We start from the raw sequence: 23436 nt of genomic DNA on the forward strand, positions 1-23436 counted from the left end.
TGATCGGAGCGCCGCCGCGCATATTGCGCGCGCGGCAAGCATCGGTGGTCGGACGGAGTGGGAAGGCGGCTTACACCGCCGCCCCTTCGTCTATCTGATCTGGTTGCAAGTGGTGCAGGTAGCTGACAGCGCGCTGCGCATGACCGGCCGCGACAAAAATTGCACGCTTGTCGCTGGCGAGAACCTTGAGCCAGGAGTCAAGATAGCTCGCATGATCGGGCCGCGGCTCTAGTTCGGGAACGATGCCGAGATCAGCGCAGAGGAAGCAACTGCCGAGCTCGGCGATCAGTTCCTCGCGCGCGCGTTCGCTTTGATCCCTGGCATAGCGGCTGAGATCGCGATCGAGTCGATGCGGTGCCGCCGTCCAGTGGGTCAGTTCGTGACTGAGGATTGCAACATAGGACGCAGCATCCCTGAAGGCTTCCAAGGCAGGCATCTGGATGTAATCACGGGCTGGGGCATAGTATGCCGCCGATCCGCCGTGCCGGATCAGTGCGCCGGTGTTTGCAAAGAAGCGATCGGCCTGTCCGATACGGGCAATTGGATCCTGAACCGCTGTGACCTGATGGAAGCCGGCATCCAGTCCGGCAATCTGATCGACATTGAAGACCGTGTACGGCTTGAGAAACGGGATATTGCGCTCAATGTCTTCGCCCATGTCGTTGGTTTCGGCATCGATGAAGGAACTGGCGAAGACGATCATTGTGCCGGTCTCACCCTTGCGGACCGCTGCTCCCAGTTCGCGGGCCTGGCGAAACGTCATCCAGGTCGGCGAGGTGAAGCCGCGGGCGATCGCCTCTGACCACAGAAGCAGGACGTTGATGCCCGAATAGGGTTGGCCGTTGTGGCGCAAAGGCCGGGGGATCCGGTCGTTCGCATGTGCTGAGCTCCAGGGCTTTATCCAGGGCCGCACCCCCTGTTCGAGCTCGGCGATGATCTTGTCGGTGATGCGGCTGTAGATGTCGGATCGTTGGTGAGTTTGTTGCCTGCTCATGTCGGAACCTCCGTTTTGAGGCCGCGACCATCGCGACCTGCTACGGCGGTCCGAATGCCGGGCTTCAAGCGCAGGCCAGCACCCGATAGGGCCGGAACAAAAGAGGAGGACGGCAAAGCCGTTGCGGGGCGGCGCGGGCCCGGCAGGACCTAAAGCCGGGGCAGGACGCGATGGTCGCAGCACCGCAAGGATTGTTCGACGGCTGGGCCAAACACCCTGCCAAATCCGATGGCTCGAAGAACGACCTCGCAAGATCGTGCTGGTGAGAACGCCGCGGCGACCTCGTCAGAGTCCGGTCGTGCCCATGACCGTGCGGATGTCGACGATGTCGTCGTGCGATGCGGTGTGTCTTTCCAGGCAACCCACGCCGATCTTGAAGTCGATTTCCCGCACCTGCTTCAGCTCAAGGCGCGGTTGGGCAGATCGAAGCTATCCATTTTGTGCAAAACCGTCGCAAAGCTGCCGGGCCGGCCGCGGCGATCAGTGGATATTTTCATCATACGACAGCCCAGCAATCGGGTTCGGTACGGAGGGCGATTTGTCTTTGGAAGGCCGCAGACGTCTGACATGCCGCTGACCTTCGGTGATGCGAAGACGCCGATGATGGCGCGCTGGGGCATCGTCAGGTTAGCGATCCTGCATGCCTTGGCGGTGCGGAGACGTGCCCCGTTAAATTAGGCCATTTGGAACTGGAATTTTTCACCGACTGCGCCCGGCAAGCTGTCCCCGGGAGGGCACCGAGGTGCCCCTCACCTTTTACGCGGAGGTCGACGTGTCATGCCGGCCGGACCGCTCGCGTGAGGCCCGCCTCTCCGCCGCCCGGAAGGCCGAGCCCAGCTCGCGGTGGCGCCGACCGTCGGTACAATCACGCGAACCGGGTCAGACTTCTCGCGCGGGCTTTTGCGGCTTCTTCCTCGCGGTTGCGCGGCTGTTGCGAAGTTTCGAGCGAAACGAGAAGTTCGCGGGCACATGCCGCGATCGAAGCGACCGCACGGTCGAACGCCGCCTCATTGCGTTTCGACGGTTTGGTCGTTCCGCTCAGCTTTCGCACGAACTGCAGCGCCGCGTCATGGATTTCCTCATCCGACGCCGGCGGATCGAAATTGAACAGCGTTCTTATGTTTCGGCACATGACTTGCTCCCAGTCAATTCATCTTCATCTTCATCCTTCCCACCTTGAGGGCGGGGCGGCCGCTTAAGGGGCGCCAGGGCTATTGCGAAGGCCTCGTCTACGTCTAGATAAAGCGTCGCCAGCGGAAATCTAGAAATAGACCTGCTGTCAACGTCTCTTCACAATCGATCCGTAGTGGATAGAAGCGCAAGGTAGGAGCTCATGGACAAACCCTGGACCGCCAGCCACGGACCGATCGCAGCAACAGAGTTCGATGTTCAAAAGGCAGAGGCGATCAGCATACTGCTGATCCGTCCGATCGGCATTCTCCCCAAAAAGCCAGGCGATCCGATCCGTCCCTTCGCGCTCGGCCTGTTCAACGATATCCGCGCGCTGGCAAAGCCTGATGTCAAAGCGACGGCATTGCGCCGAGCCGTCGGCTCCTTTGTCCACTCAAAAAGGTACTATTTCGCGAGCGCCCAACCTGGTTCGATGCGCCATGACATCGATGGCAAGCCCGTGGAACCACTTTCGAGCGAAGACCGACTTGTTGCGCAGCGACGCTTTCTCAGCCTGAAACGAAGCAATGACGAGAATAGCGCCCCTCACGTCGAGCCACCCACCGCTGCTCCCCCGAGCAAGACTGAGCAGATCCGCGCCGCCCTTCTCAGACGGGACCGGCAGACCTAACGGCGCCATCCATTTCTGCTTGGTGGGCAGATCTCCCACGATCTGTCTGTGCGTGAAGAATCTTTCGATGAAGCGCGAGTGCGCACAGAGAGAGCCTGCAAGGACCCCGTCCCCGGCCCCGCGTCAGGCGCTTAACAAGGTCGAATTTCACGCCAGCGTTGAAGTTGCCGCCCAAACGCGCGGTAACAGAGCTGCTTCGATATCCGAAACTTCTGCAACCGGAAAAGGCCGGGCGAACCCGGCCTTCGTACTGTCGGATCAATCGGCCTCAGGCCTGCAGGTTGTCCGCCGACATCTTGCCGGACTTGCGATCCTTGACCAGCTCATAGGTAATCTTCTGGCCGTCGTTGAGGCCGCGCAGGCCGGCCCGCTCCACCGCGGAAATGTGAACGAAGACATCGCCGCTGCCGTCATCGGGCTGGATAAAGCCAAACCCTTTTGTTGCATTGAACCACTTCACGGTACCAGTCGCCATAGCGTCTTCCTTTGATCATTTATTCCTGCCGCACCCTGGTGCGGCAATCAGAACTTGCGGCGACATAAATAGACGCTTCTCAATGCAAGGCAAAGGCAAAAATCCGGTTTGCCGCATCACACTTCCCATTCAGAGCGTTAAAGTCTACGGCTTCACTAGGTTGTCTGCCTCAGCGCTGCTTCCTCGAATGTACCCGGACGGGCCGTTGAGTTTCGCCGAGGGAGCGAGCTCATCATCGTTACCCATGAGGGGCGCGGATGGTTCGACGCGTTGAAAGATCGTCGCCATCATTGCGTTACGACCGCAATGCGCTCCTTGCGTTCTACGAGCCGCCAATCCGCACGTTCGTCCGGGAAGTTCATGATGTCGAGAAGCAGCGACGTGTCAATTGGGTTCAGCCAAACCTTGTAGATCGCCGTCGGGACCTTGATTTTCATTCTATCCCTCACCCAGAGTTCGCGAAGATGCGCCAGGGCAGCTTTGCGCGCATCCTCTTCGGTGGCTTCATATCCGAGGAGCTCGTCGCTTCCGGCATCCAGCTCGAACGCATAGACTGGATCGATTTTCATAATGTGCTCGCCTCCCGTGATGAATTCGATGATGAAGATGACAGGACTAAAAAATGTGGCGGATTAAAAAGGATGCGGTTTCGTCAGGTCCATCTCGGCAGGAAGAACGGAAATTCCGCAGCTCATGGCGTCCGGGAAAATCCTGAGACAGAAGCTTTCCGATGATCAATATTTCCGCTTCGGAGAGTGCACGCCAGCTTTCGGTATTGGTCGACATCCCACTGGTCCCGATTTCTTCGACTACCGCTCCAAACACCAACCTTGCCATAAAGAAGTCGGAGGCAAATCCCTAAATTCTCGGGGAAATTGGACAAAACTGCACACGGCAATGTGGGACCAAAACGACCGAACACCGGCATCGACGGCGACCACATCTGTGATCTTGCAGGCGAGCCACGACCAACGTAAGCCATGATAATGACATCATCGCCTCGCCGCGGCGCTTAACCCCTCGCCCTTTCTCGTTGAAACAAGCGCATATCCTTCGCCATAGACCGTCTTGATCCGAACGTCATGACAGGCCGACAGAGCCTTTCGAAGGCGAGCGATATGGACATCCACGGTGCGGGCGCCAACGTCGTGCGGCACTCGCCAGACGGCAGTCAGCAAATCGCCCCGGGAGCAGGTCCTGTTGCCGTGGCGAATGAGTGTCTCAAGGATTCGACCTTCGATGGAGGTTAGTGCCAGATGCCTTCCACCGATCGTGACGTGCTCTGAATCGGACGAAACCGATATATCGCCGGGCAAAGCTGACTGCGAGCCTTCACCAAAGGCAGACGGATTACCGGCCGCACGACGTGCGTGCCTGAGAAAGGCAAGCAGGCGTTCGGGGGCAAGCGGTTGCATGATGCCGTCGTCAAGCCCGGCCTTGATCATCTGCAGATGCGTGGTTCGCATGTCGCCGGCGATCAACGCGCCGACGGCAAGTCCGGCCTGTTTTGACAGGCTGCAAAGGGCGACGATGTCGCCGCGCCACGCAACACCATCGACGATGACGGCAAGCAGCCCGCCTTTCTGCAGACAACATTCGACATCGGCGTCACTGTCGGCGAGCTGGCTCGGAAAACCTTCTACGGACAGGATGTGGTTTAAGAGAAGATAGAGCTCCGGATCTTCTGTGCAGATCAGCACCCGATTTTCCATCGCAGCCCCTCCTCTCAGCTTGGCGTAAACTCGCCGCCATTGACGTCGAGTATCGCGCCATTGACGAAACCTGCCTCGTCGGACGCGAGAAAAGCGATGGCGGCCGAGACCTCGTCGGTTGTCCCCAAGCGGCCGGCCGGAATTCGCGTAATCGCCTGACGATTGACATCGCTTGAAGCCGGACCCGTCATTCCGCTCAGAATTCGGCCGGGCGCAACAACATTGGCGGTGATACCGAAACGTCCGTATTGGGTTACAAGCGAACGTGACAATCCGGCAAGGGCTGCCTTCGAGACCGCATAGGCCGGCCCGGCAATCAATGGTCGCGTTCGGCCAGCGAGCGATCCTACGAAGATGATGCGCCCGAACCGGTTGTTCTGCATATCGGGCAAAACGTACTGGCAGCACAGCATGGCACCCGTCAGATTGATGGAAAGCACGTCATCCCATTCCCCGCGCGGAATGGTGCCGACCAGTGACGGGCCATTGTTGCCTTTCGGGGAGACCCCGGCGCAGCAGACAAGCACCGACGGCGCGCCAAAGCGCGCACCGATATCATTGAAGAAGCTCTGAATGGCTTCGGGCTTGCGAAGATCGACCTGCGAGGCGACCGCGCGACCCGCTTCGACGCTCTCGGCAAGACTGGCGCCGGCTTGCCTTACGCTCTCGGCGCTGTGCCCGAAAACGCCGACGCGATATCCGTCCCTCAGGAACCGACGGGCAGTTGCAAGGCCGATGCCAGTGGTCCCGCCGCTGATGACCGCAACCCGCCCGGTCCCGCCGGTGCTCATGCCGCCTCGTCCATTGCGGCAAAGAGTGACAGCGGCGGATGGGCCTCGGGATCGGTCAAGACCTCGATCATCAGGGGTTTATTGCCGGATAGACCCGTGCGGATGTGTTCGGCAAGCCCGTCGGCGACGCTGACACGGACAGCCGGGCATCCGCAGGCTGCAGCGATTTGGCTGTGATCGACATCGACAAAATGGCAGGCGCTGGTGAAGCGTCCGAACTTTACGGTCTCTGCATCGCGCTGAAACCCCAGGATGCCGTTGTTGAGAACGATGATCAGCACAGGGATGTTGCTTCGGACCATTGTCTCGAGCTCGGCCCAGCTGTGGGCAAAACCGCCGTCGCCGACGAGGACGACAACGGGCTTGTCCGGATCGGCAAGCTTTGCCCCCAGCGCAAGCGGCAATCCCCAACCGAGACCGGCAAGACCGCGCGGCGTCAAAAACCGCATCCCGGCTGAAAGCGACCGGAGCTGTCCTGCAACCCACATTGAGGAGTAGCTCGCGTCTGCGACGACCGTCGTATCTGCTGTCAATTGCGATTGCAGCTCGCGCATGATCCGTTCCGGTCGGATCGGAGTTGCACCTGAATGACTGGGGCCTTGCCGTTCGGCGTCAAACATGGCCCAGCAGCTGGCGATGCGTGCGGCCAGTTCCGCACGCGCGGCGCGACGTTTCGACAGATCGCGGGTCGCAAGGGCTGCCCGTAACGCGTCAATGGTCTCTGCTGCATCACCTGCTAGCCTGAGGGCTTCATAGGTGCGTCCGATTTCCGAAGGGTCGACGTCGATATGGATGACGGTCGAGGCCGGGTCAATCTGGCGCCAGCTGTCGGTGCCGTTCTGATTGGTTCTCGTCCCGATGAGGAGAACGACATCCGCCTCCTGGACAAGGGCAAGCGTATGGCGGCCGAGCGATCTTGGACCGACCAGCGCGCCCAGGACACCTGCCGACAATGGATGATGTTCGTCGACGGCACCCTTGCCCATATTGGTCGTCAATACGGGAAGGCATGCTTCCTCCTGGAGCATTGCCAGCGACTGAGCGGCACGGCTCGCATGCACGCCGCCGCCGGCGGTGACGACGGGCGCCCGTGCCGCGGCGATCATTGCCGCAGCCCGCGCGATGTCTGCGTCCGCCGGGCGGTTGCGGTCAAGGGGCCATCGTCCCAAGCTCACCGACCGGCGCAGCGCCGGCGCCTCGATCTTGGCGCGCAGGAGGTCGGCGGGAAGCAGCAGGGCGACGGGCCCCGGTCGCCCTGATACCGCGGCGGTGAACGCGGCGTCGACATAGTCGTCGATGCGTTCGGGAACCATCACCTTTCTCACCCATTTTGTGCAGGGCTGGAAGAGCGCCAGATGGTCAAGTTCCTGGAAGGCGTTGCGATCCGCCTGATCCCGTTCGACGTCCTGAACGAGGGCAACGATCGGCACGGAGGCCTTCAGGGCTTCGGCGAGCGGCGGAACGAGAAGAGTTGCCGCCGGACCGTTCTGGGCGGCGACGACCCCGACCTTTCCTGACCGCCGCGCATAGCCGTCGGCCATCGTGCCGCCCATGTTTTCCTGCCGGTAGGCAACCTGCCGGATGCCGATCGCTTCGGCTGCGAGAATGACGGCGGACGGAAGGCTTTGGGCAAAGACGATTGATACGTCGTGCCGCTTCAAGCTGAGCGCAATTCGCTCCGCGACTGTCAACATGTCAGGGGAATGTGTCATCGTGAGGCCTCGAATTCTTGAGCGGCAGGGGTCGAGAGGAAGTCGGAGAAGGTCGTGACGACCGCATCGGCGTCGTAAGTAGTCATTGCGGTCGACAGGCAGGCGGCGGCGCCGTTCGGCAGCAGGATGCCGCGGTGGAGGAAATAATCGGAAAGCGCGGTATTGATGTCGTTTTCGCCCTGTGTCGGATAGCCGCTTCGATAGTCGCTGGGTGCCTGCTTCTTCGGATGGATGCGAAACAGCGAAGCGGCGCCGCTGACGCTGAACGGCACCCCGGTGCGATCGATTGCGTCCTGCAATCCGGTCCGGACGTGATCACCAAGGCGCTCCAGACCGTCGAAGGCGTCCTCAGTCATCGCCTCCATCGCAACACGGCCGGCCACCATCGACACGGGGTTTGCCGAAAATGTTCCGCCCTGCGGCAGGAGCGGCTTTCCCTTGTCGTTGGCGAAGACGCTCATGACGTTTGTCCGACCGCCGACAGCGCCCACTGGAAAGCCGCCGCCGATGATCTTGCCGCAGGCAATCAGATCCGGTTCAAGGCCATAGCGGGCCGAGGCGCCGCGATAGGACTGGCGCAGATTGAGCACTTCATCGGCGACGAGGAGAACGCCATGCTTGCGCGCGGCAGCCTGCAGTGCCTCCAGGAAATCCGCCTTCGGCTCGATCAGCCCCGCACGGCTGGGCATGGGATCGATCAGGACGCAGGCCGTTCTTGCGCCAAGGTCTGCCATTCGCTGTTCGACGCCCTCGACATCATTGAAGCGAATGACGGCGACATCGTCGGCGACCGACGGGGGCGTCCCGCGATAGGCGGGAACTGCATTGGGTTTCGACCCATCCCCCCAACGCGTCGGTGAACTCGACTGACCGGCCTCGGCCCAGTCATAGGCGCCATGATAGGCGCCCTCGACGCGGACGATGCCGGTCCGGCCCGTATAGGCACGTGCGGCTTTGATCGCAAACATCACGGCTTCCGTCCCGCTGTTGACGAAGCGAACGTGTTCGATCGCCGGAATGCGCTCGGCGAGGAGTTCGGCAAGGGCGATTTCGTGTTCCGTCGGATTGGAAAAGCAGGTTCCGCGGTGAAGGAGGTCAACAACGGCGTCGGCGACCGGCAGGAAACCGTGGCCGTGGATCAAGGTGGTAAAATTATTGTTGAGATCCAAGAACCGGTTGCCGTCGACGTCGAGCACATAAGCCCCTTCGCCGCGGGCAATGTAGAGCGGCACCGGTTGACGCTCGACGGTCACCCGCGTCACGCCCGCGGGAAAGATCTTCCGCCCTCTGTTGAAAAAATGATGGGACCGGGCGCGCGACAGCGGCCGGTCCCCGGAAATGTCACGTGTATGAAGCATCTTCTTCCTCCGGGACGCACCGCGCGTCCGAACATTGCAATTATGTTACAACAAAAATCACAATGTCGAAGAAGTTGCAACAAAAAAGATCAACCGGACGGTGCAGCGCGATGGCCGACGCGCGACATGGCCGCCTTCTTGAGGCGCCTGTAGCCGTCGCGAATGTCATTTTCCATGGCCGCTCGCACGAAGGACGCCTCACCCTCGGCCAGAGCCTCGATGGCGACCATGTGGTTGTGGACGCCGTATCGCTGCTCGGCAAATTCCGGATAGAGATCGTGGAAGGAGGATCCGACACGCAGCCATAAAGCTTCAATCGTCGAGAGAAGATGCGGCATGCCGCAAAGACGATAGATGGTAAAATGGAACTCTTTATTGACGTGAAGCGCATCCCGGTAGCGCATCTCGTCAAGGGAAAGGCTAATTTTCTCCTGTAATTTCAAAAGAGTTTCGACGGTTTCGGCGGTTGCGTTGGCGGCACCTTTTTCGGCCGCAAGCCCCTCGAGGGCGAGCCGCATCTGTGTCACCTCATAAAGCCCCGCAAGATCGAGATAGGGAACGATGACGGTCTTCGGACCAGACATCACCAAGGCGCCTTCGAAGACCAGCCGATTGATCGCTTCGCGCGCCGGAGTAGATCCGACGCCCAAAGTCTCGGCGACTGTGCGGATCGGCAGCTTTTTGCCGGGGCTGTAGGCGCCTCGGGTGAGCTGATCCTTGAGCGATTCATAGACATAATCGCTGAGCCTCCCCTGGTGTCCTTCCGAACCAGAAACACTCGCAGTTGCATCTTCGACCATTTTTTCTCCCCCTGGCATTGACATGTCGCATTTTTGTTGCAACAAAACACATATTACCGGAATATTACGGTTTAATGTAACAGCATAACGAGATTGTGAACATCCGCAACGTCAGGCGGAGATTGCGGCGCGGGCGCTTTGGAAAGACCCGCCGCCGGAGCGGCAAAGCCATGTCTTCGGACCGTACGGACGGCTCAAGTAGGAGGAGAAAACTTGATCGGTGCCCCCATACTCATCGACGGCGCATGCAAGCAATATGGCGCCCATACCGCGGTTCGAAGCGTGACGCTTGAGGTCGAAGCTGGAGAATTCGTTTCGATCCTCGGACCGTCGGGCTCGGGAAAGACCACGCTTCTGACCATGATAGCCGGCTTTGAGACACCAAGCGCCGGGCGCATCGTCATCGGCGGGCGGGACGTCACGCAGCTCGCGCCTAACCGGCGCGACATAGGCATGGTGTTCCAGCGCTACGCGCTTTTTCCGCACATGACTGTTGCCGAAAACATCGCCTTTCCGCTGAAGATGCGCCACCTGCCGCGAAACGAACGGGAACACAAGGTGGCCGAGACGCTCGAACTCGTGCAGCTCGGTGACCTTGCCAGCCGCTATCCCCATCAACTGTCAGGTGGCCAGCAGCAGCGCGTCGCGGTTGCCCGTGCCATCGTCTTCGAGCCACCGGTGCTCCTCATGGACGAGCCGCTCGGCGCGCTCGACAAGAAGCTGCGAGAGGCCATGCAATTGGAGATCAAGCAGCTTCAGCAACGCCTTGGCGCGACGGTGATCTATGTCACGCACGATCAGGAGGAGGCGCTCACCATGTCGGATCGGGTCGCCGTCATGGCTGCCGGCGAGATTGTCCAGGTGGGAAGCCCTGCAACGCTTTACCGGCAGCCGCAAACCGCATTCGTTGCCGATTTCATCGGCCGAATGAGCTTTGCCGAGGGGATCTATCTTGGCCTTCATGAGGGTTCCCATGCGGTAAGGCTTGGCGAGACCGTCGTGCTGCAGGCAAGCAGCGTCAACGGCACGATCCGTCCAGGCGCGCGGCTGAAGCTTGCCATGCGCCCGGAAAAGCTGTGCCTGACGGAACGCGGCAAAGGCGGAAGGAACGTCATTCCCGGAACGCTTGAAGCGAGTGTGTTTACCGGAGCCTGCGACCTGCATCTGGTGCGCGCCGAGACCGATGGCCGTCCGCTTATCCAGATCCAGACATCCGACAATACAAGACCGGCCGGTCTCAATGCCGGCGCGCGGGTCGACATCGTGGCAGACCGCGACAGTCTGCATGTATTCGAAAGGCAAGGGTCGTGAGCATGGACATGTCGGCCGCACCAACAGCTGGACGCCTCGTCAGGCCGGCGCTTCGCCTTCGAGCAGCGACACCGGCTGGGCGCTACGGACCAACATTGACACTCGTTCTCCTGATGCCGTTGATGGTCCTGTTTTCGATCGGCTTCCTCTATCCGATTGCGCGCCTCGTGATCATGAGCTTCGGCGACGCCGCTTTGGATCTTGAACAATACCGGCGCATCTTTGCGACACCGCTTTACCTCGGCGTCTTGTCGCGCACGATCTCGACTGCCGCTATCGTCACACTGCTTGCCCTGGTGTTCGGCTATCCAGTCGCTCTGGCGATGTCCAAAGCGCGGGGCCGCGTGGCGCTCGTCATTGCCGCGGCCGTTCTCGTTCCATTGTGGACGTCGGTGCTCGTGCGCTCCTATGCCTGGATCGTACTCTTGCAGCGCAGCGGCCTCGTCAACGCCTTTCTTGTCGAGAGCGGTTTCATCGCCGCGCCGCTGAAATTGCTCTATACCGACGGCGCGGTCATCCTGGCCATGACGCATGTGCTGATGCCGTTCATGATCCTGCCCATCGCCAATGCGTTGCGCTCGATCTCCCCGGACTATGCGCTCGCGGCCCGCAGTCTTGGCGCCGGTACGCTTGCGACTTTCCTGCGCGTCGTCCTGCCGCTGTCGCTACCGGGCGTGTTTGCCGGCTGCGTCATGTGTTTCATCCTGGCGATCGGTTTCTACATCACTCCAGCACTCGTCGGCGGACCGGAAGCCATGACCATGGCGACCCTCATTGCCCAGCAGACCACGGTCGTTCTCGACTGGCCGTTTGCAGCAGCGCTTTCGAGCGTCCTGCTCCTGGTAACGCTGCTCTTCGTCCTCGTCTTCCGCCGCGCACTTTCGATCAGCAAAGGAATAAACAGTGTCGCCTGATCAATCTGTCGCAGCAAGCACCATCGGCCATCCGCTCCGCACGACAATGGTTCGGCTCGCGGGCGGTGTCGGAATCGGCGCCGTCCTGTTCTTCCTGCTGATGCCGACGCTTCTCATCGTTCCAATGTCTCTCAACGGAACGGCCTATATCGAGTTGCCGCCCCGCGGGCTGACGCTGCAATGGTACTTCGATTATCTCGCCGATCCGGACTGGCGGGCAGCCACCATCTTCAGTCTGAAGATTGCGCTTTCGACCGCTGTTGCAGCGACTGCGACAGGCACGCTGGCATCGCTTGCGATCGTGCGCGGGAGCCTGCCCGGCCGGGACGCTCTGAAGGCTTTGGCGATGGCCCCGATGATCGTTCCCCATGTTGTCTTCGGCGTCGCGCTCTATCTCGTCTTCTCGCCAATCGGCTTGACCGGCAACTTCAGCGGCTTTCTGATTGCCCATTGCGTCCTGTCGATCCCCTATGTGGTGATTACCGTCAGCGCAGCACTCGAACGTTTCGATCCGGCGCTCGAGCGTGCGGCGCTCAGCTGCGGCGCTTCGCGAACACGGGCATTTTTCAGCGTGGTCCTGCCGAACATAGCGCCTGCCGTGGCAGTGGCCGCCGTCTTCGCCTTCCTCGCCTCCTTCGACGAGGCGACGGTCGCCTTCTTCATCTCGGATACGGGAGGCAAGACGATCAGCCGGAAGATGTTCGAAGACATCGATTTCAACCTGACGCCCGTCATCGCCGCGGTCTCGACCCTGATGGTCGCAATCTCGCTTTTGTTGATGGGCTCGGTCGAACTCCTGAAGGGCCGCCGGGAGGAGTAGGCGGTCGAACTTTCATCACGTGAGGAAAGACATGAAGAGGTCAATGACATTTATCGCCGCCTGCACGGCTGCCCTGCAGTTCGCCGTTGTTTCGCCGGCAGTTGCCGAGGAGCGTGTTGTCGTGGCAACGACGGGTGGCTCCTATGACGCTGCGTTGAGGAAGTTCTGGTTCGATCCGTTCACCGCGAGCACCGGGATCAAGGTCGTTTCGGTGGCTGCGACCAATGCCGAGATGCGCGCCAAGGCAACGGCCATGGTCAAGACCGGCAATGTGACCTGGGATCTTTATCCCGATGGAGAAATCCAGGCGGGTTCCGACAATCACAAGGCGACATCGGAAGACCTCGCTGTCTTCTGCGAGGGGTTCAAGGATCGGCCGGACCTCGTTGAGGACGCCTGCATCGGTGCCGGTGCCAGGCTTTTTTCGACGGCAACGTTGATGGCCTACAAATCCGACGCGTTCCCCGATGGACCGCCGACGACATGGGCGGACATGTGGGATACAAAGCGCTTTGCGGGCGGGCGGGCCTTTCCGAATTTCGACGATCCCTGGCGCGTTATGGCGGCTGCCCTGCTTGCCGACGGTGTACCGCGGGAGAGGCTCTTCCCGCTCGATATCGATCGAGCGCTCGCCAAGCTCGAGACCATTCGCGGCGACATCTCCGTCTGGTGGAAGACGGGTGACCAGAGTGTCCAGGGCTTCCGCAACGGCGACTACAGCATCGGCCAGATCTGGCTGACGCGAGCCAATGCGTTGAAGGCCGAGGGTCGCGCCATCGGCTGGTCCAATCAAGCGTCCTTCCTGGTCGGCGATCGTCTGACCGTCATCAAGGGAGCGCCGAACAAGGAAAATGCCCTGAAGCTGATCGCCTTCTGGCTGAACAGCCCGGACGCGCAGGCGCGCGTCTGCGAGGAGCTACTGTGCACCCCGCCAAGCAGCAAGGCGATCACGGCGATGTCGCCGGCGGCCCGTGCAGCGCTTCCGAGCGAGGAAGACATCCGGGATCATATCGTCATCCCGGACGCCGCATGGATCAATGCCAATGCCGCCTTGCTACTGGAGCGCTGGAACGCCTGGATCCGCTGAAGATGTGTCGGGTCGAAAGATCCGGCTTGCTTCCCTACAGCTCCAGTGCCTTGTCGATTGCCAGGGCAAGCGCCCTGATCTCATCGACAGTATGATCGGCGGTCGGGCAGACGCGCAGTCCGGCCCGCCCGGAAGCAACTGTCGGAAAGAAGATGGCCGACACATAGCTGCCCGCGACCAGAACACGTCTTGCGGCGTTGATCGCAGCCAATTCATCGCCGATGAGAACGGTGCGGATCGGGAGTGTCGATCCGGACTGGGCGGTCGGCACCAGTTCGTCGAAGAGCGCGATGTTTGCCGCAAGCCTCTGCTGCCGCTGCCCGAGCTCATCCGTGCGATGGAGCCTCTGAGAGGCCATGGCAGCCCCGATTGCGGCAACATTGATCGAAGCCGAAAAGGCATGGGCAATGGCGAAACGGCGAAAGATCTCCTCCTGTGGCGCCGTCCCTAGCATCAGGACGCCGCCAGAAGCTCCGAAGCCCTTGCCGAGAGAGGCTGCAATGATTGTCCGATCGCCAAGGCCACCTGGCATCTGCGAACGGGCAAAACCCGCGCCCTTCTCGCCGTAGATCGAAACGCCATGGGCATCGTCGATATAAAGGAACAATCCATAGCGCCGCTGGAGTTCCAGAAGCTCGGCGATGGGCGCATTGCCACCCATGGAATAGACGCCGTCGCAGATATAGGCGACGCATGGGTGTGCCTCGCAGATCTCTTCGAGTGCGGCAAGGTCGTTATGAGCGATCGTGCGGACATCTGTCTCCTCGGCGACGACCGGTTTGTTAAAGGCGAGCGTTGCATGGGCAAGACGATCGAAAACCATGACGGGCTTCACACCCTCTGTCAGTGCGCCCGAAGCGATCAGTGGCAATGCACTCATGTTGGCGGCAAGCACCGTCGTGTATGTAATGATACGCGCACCGAACAGATCCGATAGGGCTTCTTCGAGGGTGCCGAGCGCGGCAAAATTCAGTCGCGTTCGCGCGCAGGACCAGTGAAGGGTCCCGTAGTCCAGGACGGCTGCCATCGCACCGGCCGCGATCGCCGGATGGTTGTCGAGCCCGAGATAGGAACACCGCACGAAATCGGTGACAGCTCTCGTCTTGCCTTTTGCCGATCGTATCTCGGCCTTTCGCCCTGCGAGCGGCCTCGCATAGAGCGCCATAAGGCCCTTCGAATGTGCCGCGGCAAAGTGCGGCGCCGAGGTATGGATGAGACTTGCGGTGTTGCGATGCCGCGCTGGCATCACCGCATTTTGCTGTTGTTCGTTCTGCATGGGACCCTCCCTGATCCATTAAGCGTAAGGAGGAGCCCCACGTTCATACAACGAAGCCAGCCCGAATTTTTCCTTAAGATTCTGTGACGGTCCGAAAGGTTCATTCCTTCATTTCGACAGCATATCCCTCGCCGCGAACGGTCCGGATGACCTCGCGGCCGAGAGCCTCGTGCAGGGAGCGGCGCAATCTCGCCACATGCACGTCGACGGTTCGCGGGTCCACGAAATTCGCCTTTGGCCAGACTGCCTCGATCAACTCGGGCCGGCCGAACACCCGCCCGGGTGTGCTCATCAAAGTGCTGAGTATCCGGAATTCGATTGGGCTGAGGCCGACCGGCTTGTCGTTTGCAAGCGCGCGTCTTGCTCCGGCATCGAGCCGAAGATCGTCTGGACCCGAAATGGCGGAGCGACCGGCAGCGTCATTGGGGCCCGCTTTAAGACGGCCATGAAGATAAGACAGCAGCCATTCTGGCTTCATCGGGCGAATGAAACTCTCATCGACCTCAGCCTTGAGGATATCGATATAGGGAACCCCTTCGGCAACGAGAGCGACGAGAAGCACGTCTGTTGAATGACCTGACGTCTTCAGCCGGTCGGAAATATCTGAAAGGATGGAGGACGCCGGCTGGCAGTCGATCAGCAACACTTCGATCTTTTTCTCGGTGATCAATGCCAGTGCTGCCTCGGATCCATCGGCCAGAACTGTCGAATAGCCTGCGGCCAAGAGAACGTGGGAGAGCATGAGGTAGTAGTCCGCATCCGTCGATAGGATTGCGATACGGGGTGTCATTTGGTACCTCGCGGACGGCCTGCGATAAAAAGCCATTTTTGATGTTACATCGTACAGGGCAGATAACGGCAAAACCACCTCCAATAGGTGCATGTACGGGAAGTTCGTTTATTAAACACGCTTTACGTGATTTATGAAGGCTTGACCTTCATTTTTTGTTGCAACATAATGTGAGCTGCAACGCAAGCACTCGTAGCTGATTGCCAAGGACGGCACGTGATCGTGGCCCGCAGGGATTGACGTCCGGCAATCGTCTTTCGATCAACCCGCGCCGGACGGTGACGGGACGAGTGGATGCGTGACAAAGGTCTGAACCAACAAAATTGTTTTGAAGCGTCGCTGGGCGCTGGTACTACAATGGAAGCGGCGGCGGCTGCCGCCTCCTCACTCTACGGCACCGGCGCGAGAACGGCTGTCGCCTGGTGTGCCATCCACGCGCGCAGTGATGGGCGGAGAGGCGACTTCGCCTTCTGGGTCGGGGTGTTTCGACATCTTCGACGAACGGAACAAGGAGAACTGAAGGTGAGATGAGCGGGGAAGGCAGCGACAGTCAAGATCACCATTCTGACCGTTGCCCTCTCCGGCCTGGCGGTGGGTATCGGCCCACGGTTCGCCGGAAGGATTGATCTGGGCGTCCTGGGTCGCGGCGTCATTCTTGTCCTCGCGGCCCTCGTCGTCGAGATTGACCGAAGCATGTGGCGGGGCAAGTTTGCCCCGACAGTGCGGCGGCGCGCTCGATGTCGGCCGCGCTCCTCTTGGCGGGACGCTCGCCGCCGCCCCTCCACAGCTACCGCACCACCGGCCTGTAAGGGCCGATTGGACACGTCACTCCGCGCCTTGATGGTGATCCTGAGTGGCCGCGGCTTCGACATGTGCGCCGCCCTTCGTCGCGAGGTAGATGCCCTCGACATATCCGATGAAGGCGAGTTCCGCACTCACGCGCTCACGGGCCATACCGACCTCAGCTGCTGTGGTCGGCTCCATCCTCGCTGCGCTGTGAGCAATCGCGTCGCGGTAGCGGTCTTCAATGCCATGGGCGACTTGCTCCGCCATGAGTGCAGTCAACTCATCTGACTTGCCGATCTTAAGCGCTTTCTCGGCGCCAGGGATCGCGGGTCCAAAATCCGTGCCCGCCGGCTTTAACCCGGTATAGGGCGCTCCTTCCCCCGCGCGGTGGAGCCGCACTGCGGTTTCCATGAAGTAGCGATCAGCCAGCGCCTTCGCCTCCGGCCCCTTCTCGCGCACGCTGAGGGCTTGCTTGAAGGCGGCACTCAACTCAGGCTCCACCTGGGCCGGTGCGAAGGGTAGGATGAGATTGACGTTCCGGGTATCAAGAGCCCTGATTGCTGCTGTGGCTACGGGACCATCCGCGGCGTCGCAATGGGCACGAGCGCTCATAGGCACAAGCACAAGCCCGACAAGTAGGGCATAGGAAGCGAGAATTTTCGCCATCGTGAGTTCCTCCTGAGAATCTATCTGCCGGAAAATAGCTTCGCGAGCGCGCCTACCTTCCAAGTCTGAGCTTCAAGTAGCGGCCGACGAGGAGCGCGGCCGAGTAGAGGACTTCTTCTTCGGTGCGGGCGTGCGAGATCAACCTCTTGGCAAAATGCGCATACTTCGGTTTCTTCTCGGCGTCCGCCGCAGCCACGAGATCGCCGAGCGCCGTCACGATCTGCTTATGCTCGGCGAGCATGCCGGGCAGTTCGGCCTCGAGCCTGTCTGTTAGGGCGAGAACATCAGCGATGCCCGGCGCGACAGTTCCCATCGCCAACGGCGCAAGAAACAAAGCGGAGGCAGGGCGAACTCTTCCTCCCGGACGAGATGAGGATGCAGCAGTTTCGCGACTTTCGCCGCCGCTTCATCGGTATGGCCGCCTGCGCTCATTGCATCGACCAGTTCTGCGTGAAGATCTGCGTGCTCTGCTTTCAGCGGCTCAGGGATCTTGAAACCATCGCTTGCTCCTCCCAAGCGCACAGCTATCTCGGACTAACTGCCGGGACTGCTCTTATCGCACAAAAATCAGGTACTGGATTTGCGGCATTGCGCTTTGACGGCGCTGTTCCCTGCCTTTGTTGGAAGTGTTGCCGCGAGTTCGAGTTCAGCCCGGGCTCCGGCCGCCAGGTTCCCCAGCATGATATCACGCTTGAGGCGCATTGGAGGCGACAAGCGAGACGATCAAAGTCGCCTGCCGCTCGCGACGCCTACCAGTACAGTTGATAACTGAGATGGCACCGGAGTTATCATTGGTTTTCGCTCTTCCGGCGGAAACGCCTCTTCTACATATGCAGCGCATGATGATCGAGGAAGCATATGAGGCGGCAAAGACGATATTGCAGGGCTGCGCCGCCGAACTGCGGGCGATTACGCCTTGAAGAGGAATGGTGGTTTTGGATGGTCGTCGCATGAAGGGCCGATTGGTTTTCGCGCGCGAGCGACCTTCAAGTCCGCCGCCTCTCGCTAAAAATGCAAACTGATCCGAAGCACGAACGTCTCGTCTTGATCTGAGGCACTGGCTGCTGCAGGGCCGCACGGCGAAGAAGTCTCAGACAGGGAAACTTTTTCTACTCCGGTCTCCTGACAGCGAATTTCTGTCGCCGGGAAAGCCGGCAATCGGTCGCAGCCGTTAGTTATCCGCCTGGCCGTGGTATCGCGATTCTCCGGAGACGCGCGCTGTCTTTCCAATCTCAATTCCACGCCGCATCCGTTCGATTTGATCCGGATCAAAGCCTGACGCCGTTTATCGGCCATACTGTGGTTAACGGAGGTGATGTCATGGCACACAAACAGGTTCTTTTCCGTTCAGCTGCGCGAGAAAAGATTCTCAAGGGCACAACTCAGCTCGCCGACGCGGTGCGCGTGACGCTTGGACCCAGGTCGAAGGCGGTTTTGATTGAAAAGAAGTGGGGAACGCCAGTCGTTTGCAACGACGGCGTGACCATCGCAAAGGAGTTCGACCTCAAGGATCCGGAGGAGAATCTTGGCGCTCGCATGCTAAGGCAGGCGGCGGAAAAGACAGGCGAGATTGTCGGCGACGGGACGAGCACCTCGACGGTTCTCGCTCAAGCAATTTTCTCCGATGGTTTGCGAAACGTCGTTGCCGGCGCGAGTGCGATCGACATCAAGCGCGGCCTTGATCGTGGCCTTTCATGTGCTGTAGCCCGGCTCAGGGAAAACAGCAAACCAGTCACCGGAAAGCTTGAGAAGGTCCAGGTGGCCACGATTTCAGCTCACAATGATGCGACGATCGGCGCCCTGATTGGCGACGCAATGGAAAAGGTCGGCGACGAGGGCGTCATCACGGTCGAAGAATCCAAGACGACGGAAACCGTACTCGACGTCGTCGAGGGAATGCAGTTCGACCGTGGATTTATCTCGCCGTATTTCGTAACCGACAGCGAACGCATGGAAATCGTTCTGGAGGAGGCAGCAATCCTTCTCGTCGATCGCAAGCTGAATGCGCTTAACGATTGCGTTGGCCTGCTTGAGGCGGTGGCGAAAGCCACTATGCCGTTGCTCGTGGTTGCCGAAGACGTCGAGGGCGAGGCCCTGGCGACGCTTATCGTCAATCAGATACGCGGAACGCTGCACAACTGTGCCGTCAAGGCTCCGGGCTTCGGAGACCGCCGCAAAGCGATGTTGCAGGACATCGCGATCCTTTCGGGAGGCCAGGTGCTGTCTGAAGACCTCGGTATCAAGCTGGATACGGTGACCCTGGAGCAGCTCGGCCGTGCAGCACGGGTGGTGATCACCAAAGAGACCACAACCATTATCGGCGGCGCGGGCAATAAGAACGCAATTGCCGCGCGCGTAGAACAGCTTCGCCGCGAAATCGCAGAGACCAAGAGCGACTACGACAAGGAAAAGCTTCAGGAGCGCCTCGCGAAGCTCTCCGGCGGCGTGGCGGTCATCAAGGTCGGTGCTGCCACCGAGGCGGAGATGAAGACGAAGAAGGAAGCGCTCGACGATGCCATCGATGCGACCAAGGCTGCTGTGGCAGAAGGCATTCTTCCAGGAGGCGGGATCGGGTTGTTGCGCTGCTCTGATGCACTGACGCAAGAAGAGGCGCGATGCGAGGGGGACGAACGAACCGGCGTGCAGATCCTCAAGCGCGCGCTCGAAGTTCCAATCCGCCAGATAGCGGACAACTCATCGATTGACGGTGGCGTCGTGGTCGCCAAGGTCCTTGAGGGCAGCGGCAGCCTTGGCTACGATGCCGAGAGAAAAATCTACACCGACATGTTTGTTGCAGGCATCGTTGACCCGACCAAAGTTGTTCGCGTCGGGCTTGAGAATGCAGTTTCCGTTGCAAGCGTGCTGCTTTTGACGGAAGCGACGATGACGGAAATACCTGAGGAACCGCGCGACAACCCTGCTCGTCCGGAAATGTCCCTTCTAGGGGCGGCCAGGATGAACAGCATTGACCAGGTGAGGTGACAGACGAGGGGCACCGGCGATCCGTCGCAATGGAAGAAGGCATGGGCCGCTCGACCGGGGCGGCCGATGCGATGGCGAGCGAGGTGACCAGAGCGCGGTCGGCGCGGGAGCAGCCCGAATGGATGGCGGCAATGGATGGCGGCCATGTGGTGATATCGCGTCCTACGGCGTGCGTCCTACGGCGTCGAGTGTTTCAGACGACGGCTTCATGAAAGCGAGAAGATTCCGATCAAGGCAAGTCTTCGGCCGGTGGCAGTCGCTGCGCGGTCCTCATTAAAGCGGCGCAGCCACCGAGCGCTGCAGTTCATAGTCTTTCAGTCTCTCCTGATTCACCGACCGGAAGTAGAGGGTGCTGAGCAGCGCGGCAATCATCAGGATCACGACGATCAGAAGAAGATGGTCGAGAAGCAGCCAACGCAGCCAGCGGCCGCCATCATTAAAATGTGTCATCATGCACCCCCGATGACAACACGAACCGGCGTTATTGCAGATGAGACTTGCAGCATGATTGGCTTGTCCATCACCTGGTTCACCCGAGATTTGCGATCCAATGTGCAGCCGACAGCGGAAGCAGTCATTGATGCGCATCAAGCGGAGCGTCCCGTTCGTCTGTTTTGACTGTGATCAATGCCGGCGAGGTTTGGATGAGGTTTGATGATCCAACCGCGGCGCGAGTGGTCGCCAGGCGGCTGCGGCGAGGTCAAATGCTTGCCGCTTCATCCTTCAAACAAGAGGAGAAACGAAGATGGCCGACACAGCAACGAAGCTTTCCGTCAAATCTGAAGACAAACCGGCAAAACCCCCGGCATCGGGCTGGCTGCCTTTTGAGAACCTGCGTCAGGAGATCGACCGCCTGTTCGACGACTTTACGCCGGCGTTCTGGCAACGCCCGTTCCGCCCGTCGCTCGGCCGATCGTTTGCCGCGATCACCGCGCCGGCCGTCGACTTGGTGGAAAAGGAAAAGGCCTACGAGGTTACGGCCGAGCTGCCGGGCCTTGATCCGAGTGGCCTTGAGGTGCGGGTTTCCAACAATGTGCTGACGATCAAGGGCGAAAAGCAGGAAGACAAGGAAGACAAGCAGAAGGAATACTACGTCTCCGAGCGGCGCTATGGTGCGTTCCAGCGCAGCTTCGAACTGCCGCAAGGTGTCGATACGGCAAAAATCGAAGCGTCATTCAAGAATGGCATTCTGACCGTCAGTCTTCCAAAAAGCGCCGAGGTACAAAAGAACTCGCGCAAGATCGACATCAAGGCAGGGTGAGCGTTCAGCGACGGCGAGGCGCAAAGGCGCCTTGCCGGCCTGCAGGGTTGTGACTGCTCAAGCCGCATCACGAAGAGGCTCATCCCCAACTCTCCAGTGTCGTTGAAAGTCGCCTAAGAAAACAACTCATTCCTACCATCGTCATTTCTGAGGCAACGTCGTTGCCTCCGGTCAATGACTGACGTCCGGCGCTGCTTAAATTTCGAAGATGTCTGGCGAAGACCCTTCCGCAAGCGCTCGCCAGGCCTGCGGGATGAAAATGCCGGCGCCTCCTGTAGCAAGGTCTTTCCAGTCGGATTTGTCGCTACTCACAAGCAAACCAGATCGCTCCGCTCGCAGGTTGCCTCCAGCCGAGGGATGTTAAAGATCTTTCGCGATGCTGTGTTGGTGCAGCGAGCATTGCGGCCCAGCTGTCCTTATCTCGGCAGCGGGACGCCCTCCTCGACTGCCTCCGCCACATCACGCAGCGGAAGGCAAAGGCTCATCTTGCGATGGAACTCTGCAGCCATCGCTTTGTTTGACAAAGCCCCGGACGTTCCGATGCCACAGGCTCAATTTCGACGCGCTGCACGATTGTCGCCATCTTGGTCGTCATCGCCTGCAATGTTTTCCAAAGTCTTTGCTTTGAGGATCCGCAGGCCGTGCCGCCCCTCCGGGACGAGAATTCCGCTCCCTGTAAGTTTGGTGATGGTGCGGGAAACCGTCTCGGTCGTCAGTCCAAGGTAGTCGGCAATGTCCAGCCTTGTCATCGGCAGGTCGATCACCATGGTAAGCGGGTTCATCTGCTGTTGATGGCGCAGACGCGCCAGCAAGAAACTGCAAACCTTCTCCTCCGCGCCTTTGCGCGACAGCAGCACCATCTGGTTTTGGGCCGCGGCCATCTCATCGCAAAGGCGATCGAAAAGTTGAGGCCGGAGCAAAGGTGATGAATTCACGGCATCTTGAAACTCGCGACGCCCGAACGTTCGAAAGCGTGTCAGCGTCACAGCCTCTGCGCTATAGAGGTAACGGTCTCTTAAGGATACGCCGACGAGATCACCGGGATAGAGAAAACCCGTAATGATGCGGCGACCGTCGCCGATGATCTTGAAGATGCGCAAAACGCCTTCGACGACTTCATAAAGGTGCTTTGCTTGATCCCCTTCGAGGAAAAGGGTCGATCCTGCCTCAATTCGGTTGAGCGCCTGCCTCCTGAAGAGCGCTTTTAGTGTCAGCGGCGGGTCTGGCGCATCCGTGTTGGCGAGAAAACGGCCGGAATTCTGTGCAGCGGTTGCGGCATACATGGCAAAGCCCCCTGTTAGTCTCCGCCAGTACTTCACGCCTCTCACGTAACGTGCTGATGCCACATCCGCGATAAAGGGAAATAATTTGTAACAATTCGTAACAGTCGAGCGCCTCATCCCATTATGAGGCCATGGTCCCAGCGGGAGAAGAATGCAGGGTCGCGCATGCGCCGCCAATTGTCCGGCTCCAGGGTCCATATCCGGATTGATGCGCAGCGAGCCGAGTTGGCCACGGCCTTCACGTGATTCAACAAGGCACGAGCCACGCCCTCATCGTCCGCCGCACTCGCCGCGACGAGGAAGGGGACATCCAGAAGCTTGCCGACGACCTCATGGTCGCGGATGCAGTAGATGCACAAGCCCCGAACGACGCCTTGCCTATCGGTAGCGGTAACGACCTTTTCCAGTTTGAGGAAGCTTTTGACGGTCTGCTGCCATTCCGCAAGTGTAAGTGTCGGAACGACGGCTTGAACGAGCAGATAGGCGCAATCCACGAGGTGCGGCCGAAGGATATCGATTTCATAGGAACCGTCGTTCATGCCACCTTTCCCTTTCAGAGCGGTGAGTTCCGGTTGGCTGACGCTGTCTTAGTCTTTGTGTTCGAGCAACACTGCCAG

Annotated in this window: 26 protein-coding genes; 10 read left to right on the top strand and 16 right to left on the bottom strand. The window is 59.9% G+C overall.

From position 1 onward, the window contains the following. Positions 1-70: 70 nt before the first annotated feature. Complete coding sequence (locus tag BLP23_RS29910) at positions 71-994, bottom strand: ArdC family protein (protein ID WP_092588341.1); 924 nt, start codon at positions 992-994, stop codon at positions 71-73. 865 nt (positions 995-1859) lie between these two features. Continuing rightward, positions 1860-2126: a DUF2277 domain-containing protein gene (locus tag BLP23_RS29920; protein WP_092588343.1), complete on the bottom strand. Its 267-nt coding sequence runs from the start codon at positions 2124-2126 to the stop codon at positions 1860-1862. A gap of 201 nt (positions 2127-2327) precedes the next feature. Between BLP23_RS29920 and BLP23_RS29925 the strand changes: the two genes are divergently transcribed. Continuing rightward, positions 2328-2795, top strand: coding sequence for a ProQ/FINO family protein (locus BLP23_RS29925; protein ID WP_092588344.1), 468 nt, complete (start codon positions 2328-2330; stop codon positions 2793-2795). A gap of 268 nt (positions 2796-3063) precedes the next feature. Here the strand turns inward: BLP23_RS29925 and BLP23_RS29930 are convergent, their stop codons facing one another. After that, on the bottom strand, positions 3064-3270 hold the full coding sequence (locus BLP23_RS29930) for a cold-shock protein (RefSeq protein ID WP_022713126.1): 207 nt from the start codon (positions 3268-3270) through the stop codon (positions 3064-3066). Positions 3271-3557: 287 nt separating this feature from the next. Continuing rightward, positions 3558-3707 carry a hypothetical protein gene (locus tag BLP23_RS33970; RefSeq protein WP_167364034.1) on the bottom strand — a complete coding sequence of 50 codons (150 nt, stop codon included), beginning with the start codon at positions 3705-3707 and terminating at the stop codon, positions 3558-3560. 27 nt (positions 3708-3734) lie between these two features. On the opposite strand from BLP23_RS33970, the gene BLP23_RS33415 reads away from it, so the two are divergent. Beyond that, positions 3735-4004: a hypothetical protein gene (locus tag BLP23_RS33415; RefSeq protein ID WP_139187138.1), complete on the top strand. Its 270-nt coding sequence runs from the start codon at positions 3735-3737 to the stop codon at positions 4002-4004. 258 nt (positions 4005-4262) lie between these two features. Here BLP23_RS33415 and BLP23_RS29940 read toward each other — a convergent pair whose 3' ends face one another. The 5 genes from BLP23_RS29940 to BLP23_RS29960 all read right to left on the bottom strand — a co-directional run bounded on the left by BLP23_RS29940 (position 4263) and on the right by BLP23_RS29960 (position 9643). Further along, entirely contained in the window at positions 4263-4982 is a 720-nt protein-coding gene (locus BLP23_RS29940; RefSeq protein WP_092588346.1) for a winged helix-turn-helix transcriptional regulator, read from the bottom strand. Positions 4983-4996: 14 nt separating this feature from the next. Continuing rightward, on the bottom strand, positions 4997-5773 hold the full coding sequence (locus BLP23_RS29945; protein WP_092588347.1) for an SDR family NAD(P)-dependent oxidoreductase: 777 nt from the start codon (positions 5771-5773) through the stop codon (positions 4997-4999). Further along, positions 5770-7485 carry an acetolactate synthase catalytic subunit gene (locus BLP23_RS29950; RefSeq protein ID WP_092588348.1) on the bottom strand — a complete coding sequence of 572 codons (1716 nt, stop codon included), beginning with the start codon at positions 7483-7485 and terminating at the stop codon, positions 5770-5772. The genes BLP23_RS29945 and BLP23_RS29950 overlap by 4 nt, the downstream gene beginning before the upstream one ends. After that, positions 7482-8843: an aspartate aminotransferase family protein gene (locus BLP23_RS29955; protein ID WP_092588349.1), complete on the bottom strand. Its 1362-nt coding sequence runs from the start codon at positions 8841-8843 to the stop codon at positions 7482-7484. The genes BLP23_RS29950 and BLP23_RS29955 overlap by 4 nt, the downstream gene beginning before the upstream one ends. Before the next feature lie 89 nt (positions 8844-8932). Further along, positions 8933-9643: a GntR family transcriptional regulator gene (locus BLP23_RS29960; RefSeq protein WP_092588350.1), complete on the bottom strand. Its 711-nt coding sequence runs from the start codon at positions 9641-9643 to the stop codon at positions 8933-8935. A 213-nt stretch (positions 9644-9856) separates the two neighbouring features. Here BLP23_RS29960 and BLP23_RS29965 point away from each other — a divergent pair, with 213 nt between their 5' ends. Genes BLP23_RS29965 through BLP23_RS29980 form a run of 4 tightly spaced genes read left to right on the top strand, consistent with a single transcriptional unit; the run spans position 9857 to position 13775 of the window. Next, positions 9857-10954 carry an ABC transporter ATP-binding protein gene (locus BLP23_RS29965; RefSeq protein ID WP_092588351.1) on the top strand — a complete coding sequence of 366 codons (1098 nt, stop codon included), beginning with the start codon at positions 9857-9859 and terminating at the stop codon, positions 10952-10954. 8 nt (positions 10955-10962) lie between these two features. Then, entirely contained in the window at positions 10963-11868 is a 906-nt protein-coding gene (locus tag BLP23_RS29970) for an ABC transporter permease (RefSeq protein WP_092588411.1), read from the top strand. Positions 11869-11914: 46 nt separating this feature from the next. Then, the gene (locus BLP23_RS29975) at positions 11915-12688 is read left to right on the top strand and encodes an ABC transporter permease (RefSeq protein ID WP_092588412.1); all 774 of its coding nucleotides are present in this window, start codon (positions 11915-11917) and stop codon (positions 12686-12688) included. 43 nt (positions 12689-12731) lie between these two features. Next, positions 12732-13775, top strand: coding sequence for an extracellular solute-binding protein (locus tag BLP23_RS29980; protein WP_233426861.1), 1044 nt, complete (start codon positions 12732-12734; stop codon positions 13773-13775). A 34-nt stretch (positions 13776-13809) separates the two neighbouring features. On the opposite strand, the gene BLP23_RS29985 is transcribed toward BLP23_RS29980, so the two are convergent. The 4 genes from BLP23_RS29985 to BLP23_RS30005 all read right to left on the bottom strand — a co-directional run bounded on the left by BLP23_RS29985 (position 13810) and on the right by BLP23_RS30005 (position 17606). Further along, entirely contained in the window at positions 13810-15051 is a 1242-nt protein-coding gene (locus BLP23_RS29985; protein ID WP_092588353.1) for an 8-amino-7-oxononanoate synthase family protein, read from the bottom strand. A gap of 100 nt (positions 15052-15151) precedes the next feature. Then, positions 15152-15841, bottom strand: coding sequence for a winged helix-turn-helix transcriptional regulator (locus BLP23_RS29990; protein ID WP_092588354.1), 690 nt, complete (start codon positions 15839-15841; stop codon positions 15152-15154). An 825-nt stretch (positions 15842-16666) separates the two neighbouring features. Continuing rightward, positions 16667-17293, bottom strand: coding sequence for a DUF6448 family protein (locus BLP23_RS30000; RefSeq protein WP_092588356.1), 627 nt, complete (start codon positions 17291-17293; stop codon positions 16667-16669). 52 nt (positions 17294-17345) lie between these two features. Next, positions 17346-17606, bottom strand: a complete 261-nt coding sequence (locus BLP23_RS30005) for a hypothetical protein (RefSeq protein WP_233426862.1) — start codon at positions 17604-17606, stop codon at positions 17346-17348. A gap of 62 nt (positions 17607-17668) precedes the next feature. Between BLP23_RS30005 and BLP23_RS33975 the strand changes: the two genes are divergently transcribed. The 3 genes from BLP23_RS33975 to groL all read left to right on the top strand — a co-directional run bounded on the left by BLP23_RS33975 (position 17669) and on the right by groL (position 20275). Next, positions 17669-18058 (top strand): hypothetical protein, encoded by a 390-nt coding sequence (locus BLP23_RS33975; RefSeq protein WP_167364035.1) that lies wholly within the window; start codon positions 17669-17671, stop codon positions 18056-18058. A 26-nt stretch (positions 18059-18084) separates the two neighbouring features. Then, positions 18085-18213, top strand: a complete 129-nt coding sequence (locus BLP23_RS35010; protein ID WP_267890119.1) for a hypothetical protein — start codon at positions 18085-18087, stop codon at positions 18211-18213. Positions 18214-18613: 400 nt separating this feature from the next. Continuing rightward, the gene (gene groL / locus BLP23_RS30015) at positions 18614-20275 is read left to right on the top strand and encodes a chaperonin GroEL (protein WP_092588357.1); all 1662 of its coding nucleotides are present in this window, start codon (positions 18614-18616) and stop codon (positions 20273-20275) included. A 273-nt stretch (positions 20276-20548) separates the two neighbouring features. Here groL and BLP23_RS33980 read toward each other — a convergent pair whose 3' ends face one another. After that, entirely contained in the window at positions 20549-20728 is a 180-nt protein-coding gene (locus BLP23_RS33980) for a hypothetical protein (protein ID WP_092588358.1), read from the bottom strand. A gap of 292 nt (positions 20729-21020) precedes the next feature. On the opposite strand from BLP23_RS33980, the gene BLP23_RS30025 reads away from it, so the two are divergent. Then, complete coding sequence (locus BLP23_RS30025) at positions 21021-21536, top strand: Hsp20/alpha crystallin family protein (protein ID WP_092588359.1); 516 nt, start codon at positions 21021-21023, stop codon at positions 21534-21536. Positions 21537-22087: 551 nt separating this feature from the next. Here the strand turns inward: BLP23_RS30025 and BLP23_RS30030 are convergent. Together BLP23_RS30030 and BLP23_RS30035 are read right to left on the bottom strand one after the other, a co-directional pair. Next, positions 22088-22936: a Crp/Fnr family transcriptional regulator gene (locus tag BLP23_RS30030; RefSeq protein WP_233426863.1), complete on the bottom strand. Its 849-nt coding sequence runs from the start codon at positions 22934-22936 to the stop codon at positions 22088-22090. Beyond that, positions 22933-23358: a hypothetical protein gene (locus BLP23_RS30035; protein WP_092588361.1), complete on the bottom strand. Its 426-nt coding sequence runs from the start codon at positions 23356-23358 to the stop codon at positions 22933-22935. Before BLP23_RS30035 ends, BLP23_RS30030 begins: the two co-directional genes overlap by 4 nt. Between the last annotated feature and the right edge of the window lie 78 nt (positions 23359-23436).

Origin of the sequence: Rhizobium mongolense subsp. loessense, from assembly GCF_900099775.1 — a bacterium.
Lineage (GTDB): Bacteria > Pseudomonadota > Alphaproteobacteria > Rhizobiales > Rhizobiaceae > Rhizobium > Rhizobium loessense.

What these genes read in the sequence shown, in the direction of transcription:
- BLP23_RS29910 (WP_092588341.1), bottom strand. Translation starts at nt 994, where the DNA reads ATGAGCAGGCAACAAACTCACCAACGATCCGACATCTACAGCCGCATC.
- BLP23_RS29920 (WP_092588343.1), bottom strand. Translation starts at nt 2,126, where the DNA reads ATGTGCCGAAACATAAGAACGCTGTTCAATTTCGATCCGCCGGCGTCG.
- BLP23_RS29925 (WP_092588344.1), top strand. Translation starts at nt 2,328, where the DNA reads ATGGACAAACCCTGGACCGCCAGCCACGGACCGATCGCAGCAACAGAG.
- BLP23_RS29930 (WP_022713126.1), bottom strand. Translation starts at nt 3,270, where the DNA reads ATGGCGACTGGTACCGTGAAGTGGTTCAATGCAACAAAAGGGTTTGGC.
- BLP23_RS33970 (WP_167364034.1), bottom strand. Translation starts at nt 3,707, where the DNA reads ATGAAAATCAAGGTCCCGACGGCGATCTACAAGGTTTGGCTGAACCCA.
- BLP23_RS33415 (WP_139187138.1), top strand. Translation starts at nt 3,735, where the DNA reads ATGCGCCAGGGCAGCTTTGCGCGCATCCTCTTCGGTGGCTTCATATCC.
- BLP23_RS29940 (WP_092588346.1), bottom strand. Translation starts at nt 4,982, where the DNA reads ATGGAAAATCGGGTGCTGATCTGCACAGAAGATCCGGAGCTCTATCTT.
- BLP23_RS29945 (WP_092588347.1), bottom strand. Translation starts at nt 5,773, where the DNA reads ATGAGCACCGGCGGGACCGGGCGGGTTGCGGTCATCAGCGGCGGGACC.
- BLP23_RS29950 (WP_092588348.1), bottom strand. Translation starts at nt 7,485, where the DNA reads ATGACACATTCCCCTGACATGTTGACAGTCGCGGAGCGAATTGCGCTC.
- BLP23_RS29955 (WP_092588349.1), bottom strand. Translation starts at nt 8,843, where the DNA reads ATGCTTCATACACGTGACATTTCCGGGGACCGGCCGCTGTCGCGCGCC.
- BLP23_RS29960 (WP_092588350.1), bottom strand. Translation starts at nt 9,643, where the DNA reads ATGGTCGAAGATGCAACTGCGAGTGTTTCTGGTTCGGAAGGACACCAG.
- BLP23_RS29970 (WP_092588411.1), top strand. Translation starts at nt 10,963, where the DNA reads ATGTCGGCCGCACCAACAGCTGGACGCCTCGTCAGGCCGGCGCTTCGC.
- BLP23_RS29975 (WP_092588412.1), top strand. Translation starts at nt 11,915, where the DNA reads ATGGTTCGGCTCGCGGGCGGTGTCGGAATCGGCGCCGTCCTGTTCTTC.
- BLP23_RS29980 (WP_233426861.1), top strand. Translation starts at nt 12,732, where the DNA reads ATGACATTTATCGCCGCCTGCACGGCTGCCCTGCAGTTCGCCGTTGTT.
- BLP23_RS29985 (WP_092588353.1), bottom strand. Translation starts at nt 15,051, where the DNA reads ATGCAGAACGAACAACAGCAAAATGCGGTGATGCCAGCGCGGCATCGC.
- BLP23_RS29990 (WP_092588354.1), bottom strand. Translation starts at nt 15,841, where the DNA reads ATGACACCCCGTATCGCAATCCTATCGACGGATGCGGACTACTACCTC.
- BLP23_RS30000 (WP_092588356.1), bottom strand. Translation starts at nt 17,293, where the DNA reads ATGGCGAAAATTCTCGCTTCCTATGCCCTACTTGTCGGGCTTGTGCTT.
- BLP23_RS30005 (WP_233426862.1), bottom strand. Translation starts at nt 17,606, where the DNA reads ATGGGAACTGTCGCGCCGGGCATCGCTGATGTTCTCGCCCTAACAGAC.
- BLP23_RS33975 (WP_167364035.1), top strand. Translation starts at nt 17,669, where the DNA reads ATGCAGCAGTTTCGCGACTTTCGCCGCCGCTTCATCGGTATGGCCGCC.
- groL (WP_092588357.1), top strand. Translation starts at nt 18,614, where the DNA reads ATGGCACACAAACAGGTTCTTTTCCGTTCAGCTGCGCGAGAAAAGATT.
- BLP23_RS33980 (WP_092588358.1), bottom strand. Translation starts at nt 20,728, where the DNA reads ATGATGACACATTTTAATGATGGCGGCCGCTGGCTGCGTTGGCTGCTT.
- BLP23_RS30025 (WP_092588359.1), top strand. Translation starts at nt 21,021, where the DNA reads ATGGCCGACACAGCAACGAAGCTTTCCGTCAAATCTGAAGACAAACCG.
- BLP23_RS30030 (WP_233426863.1), bottom strand. Translation starts at nt 22,936, where the DNA reads ATGAGGCGCTCGACTGTTACGAATTGTTACAAATTATTTCCCTTTATC.
- BLP23_RS30035 (WP_092588361.1), bottom strand. Translation starts at nt 23,358, where the DNA reads ATGAACGACGGTTCCTATGAAATCGATATCCTTCGGCCGCACCTCGTG.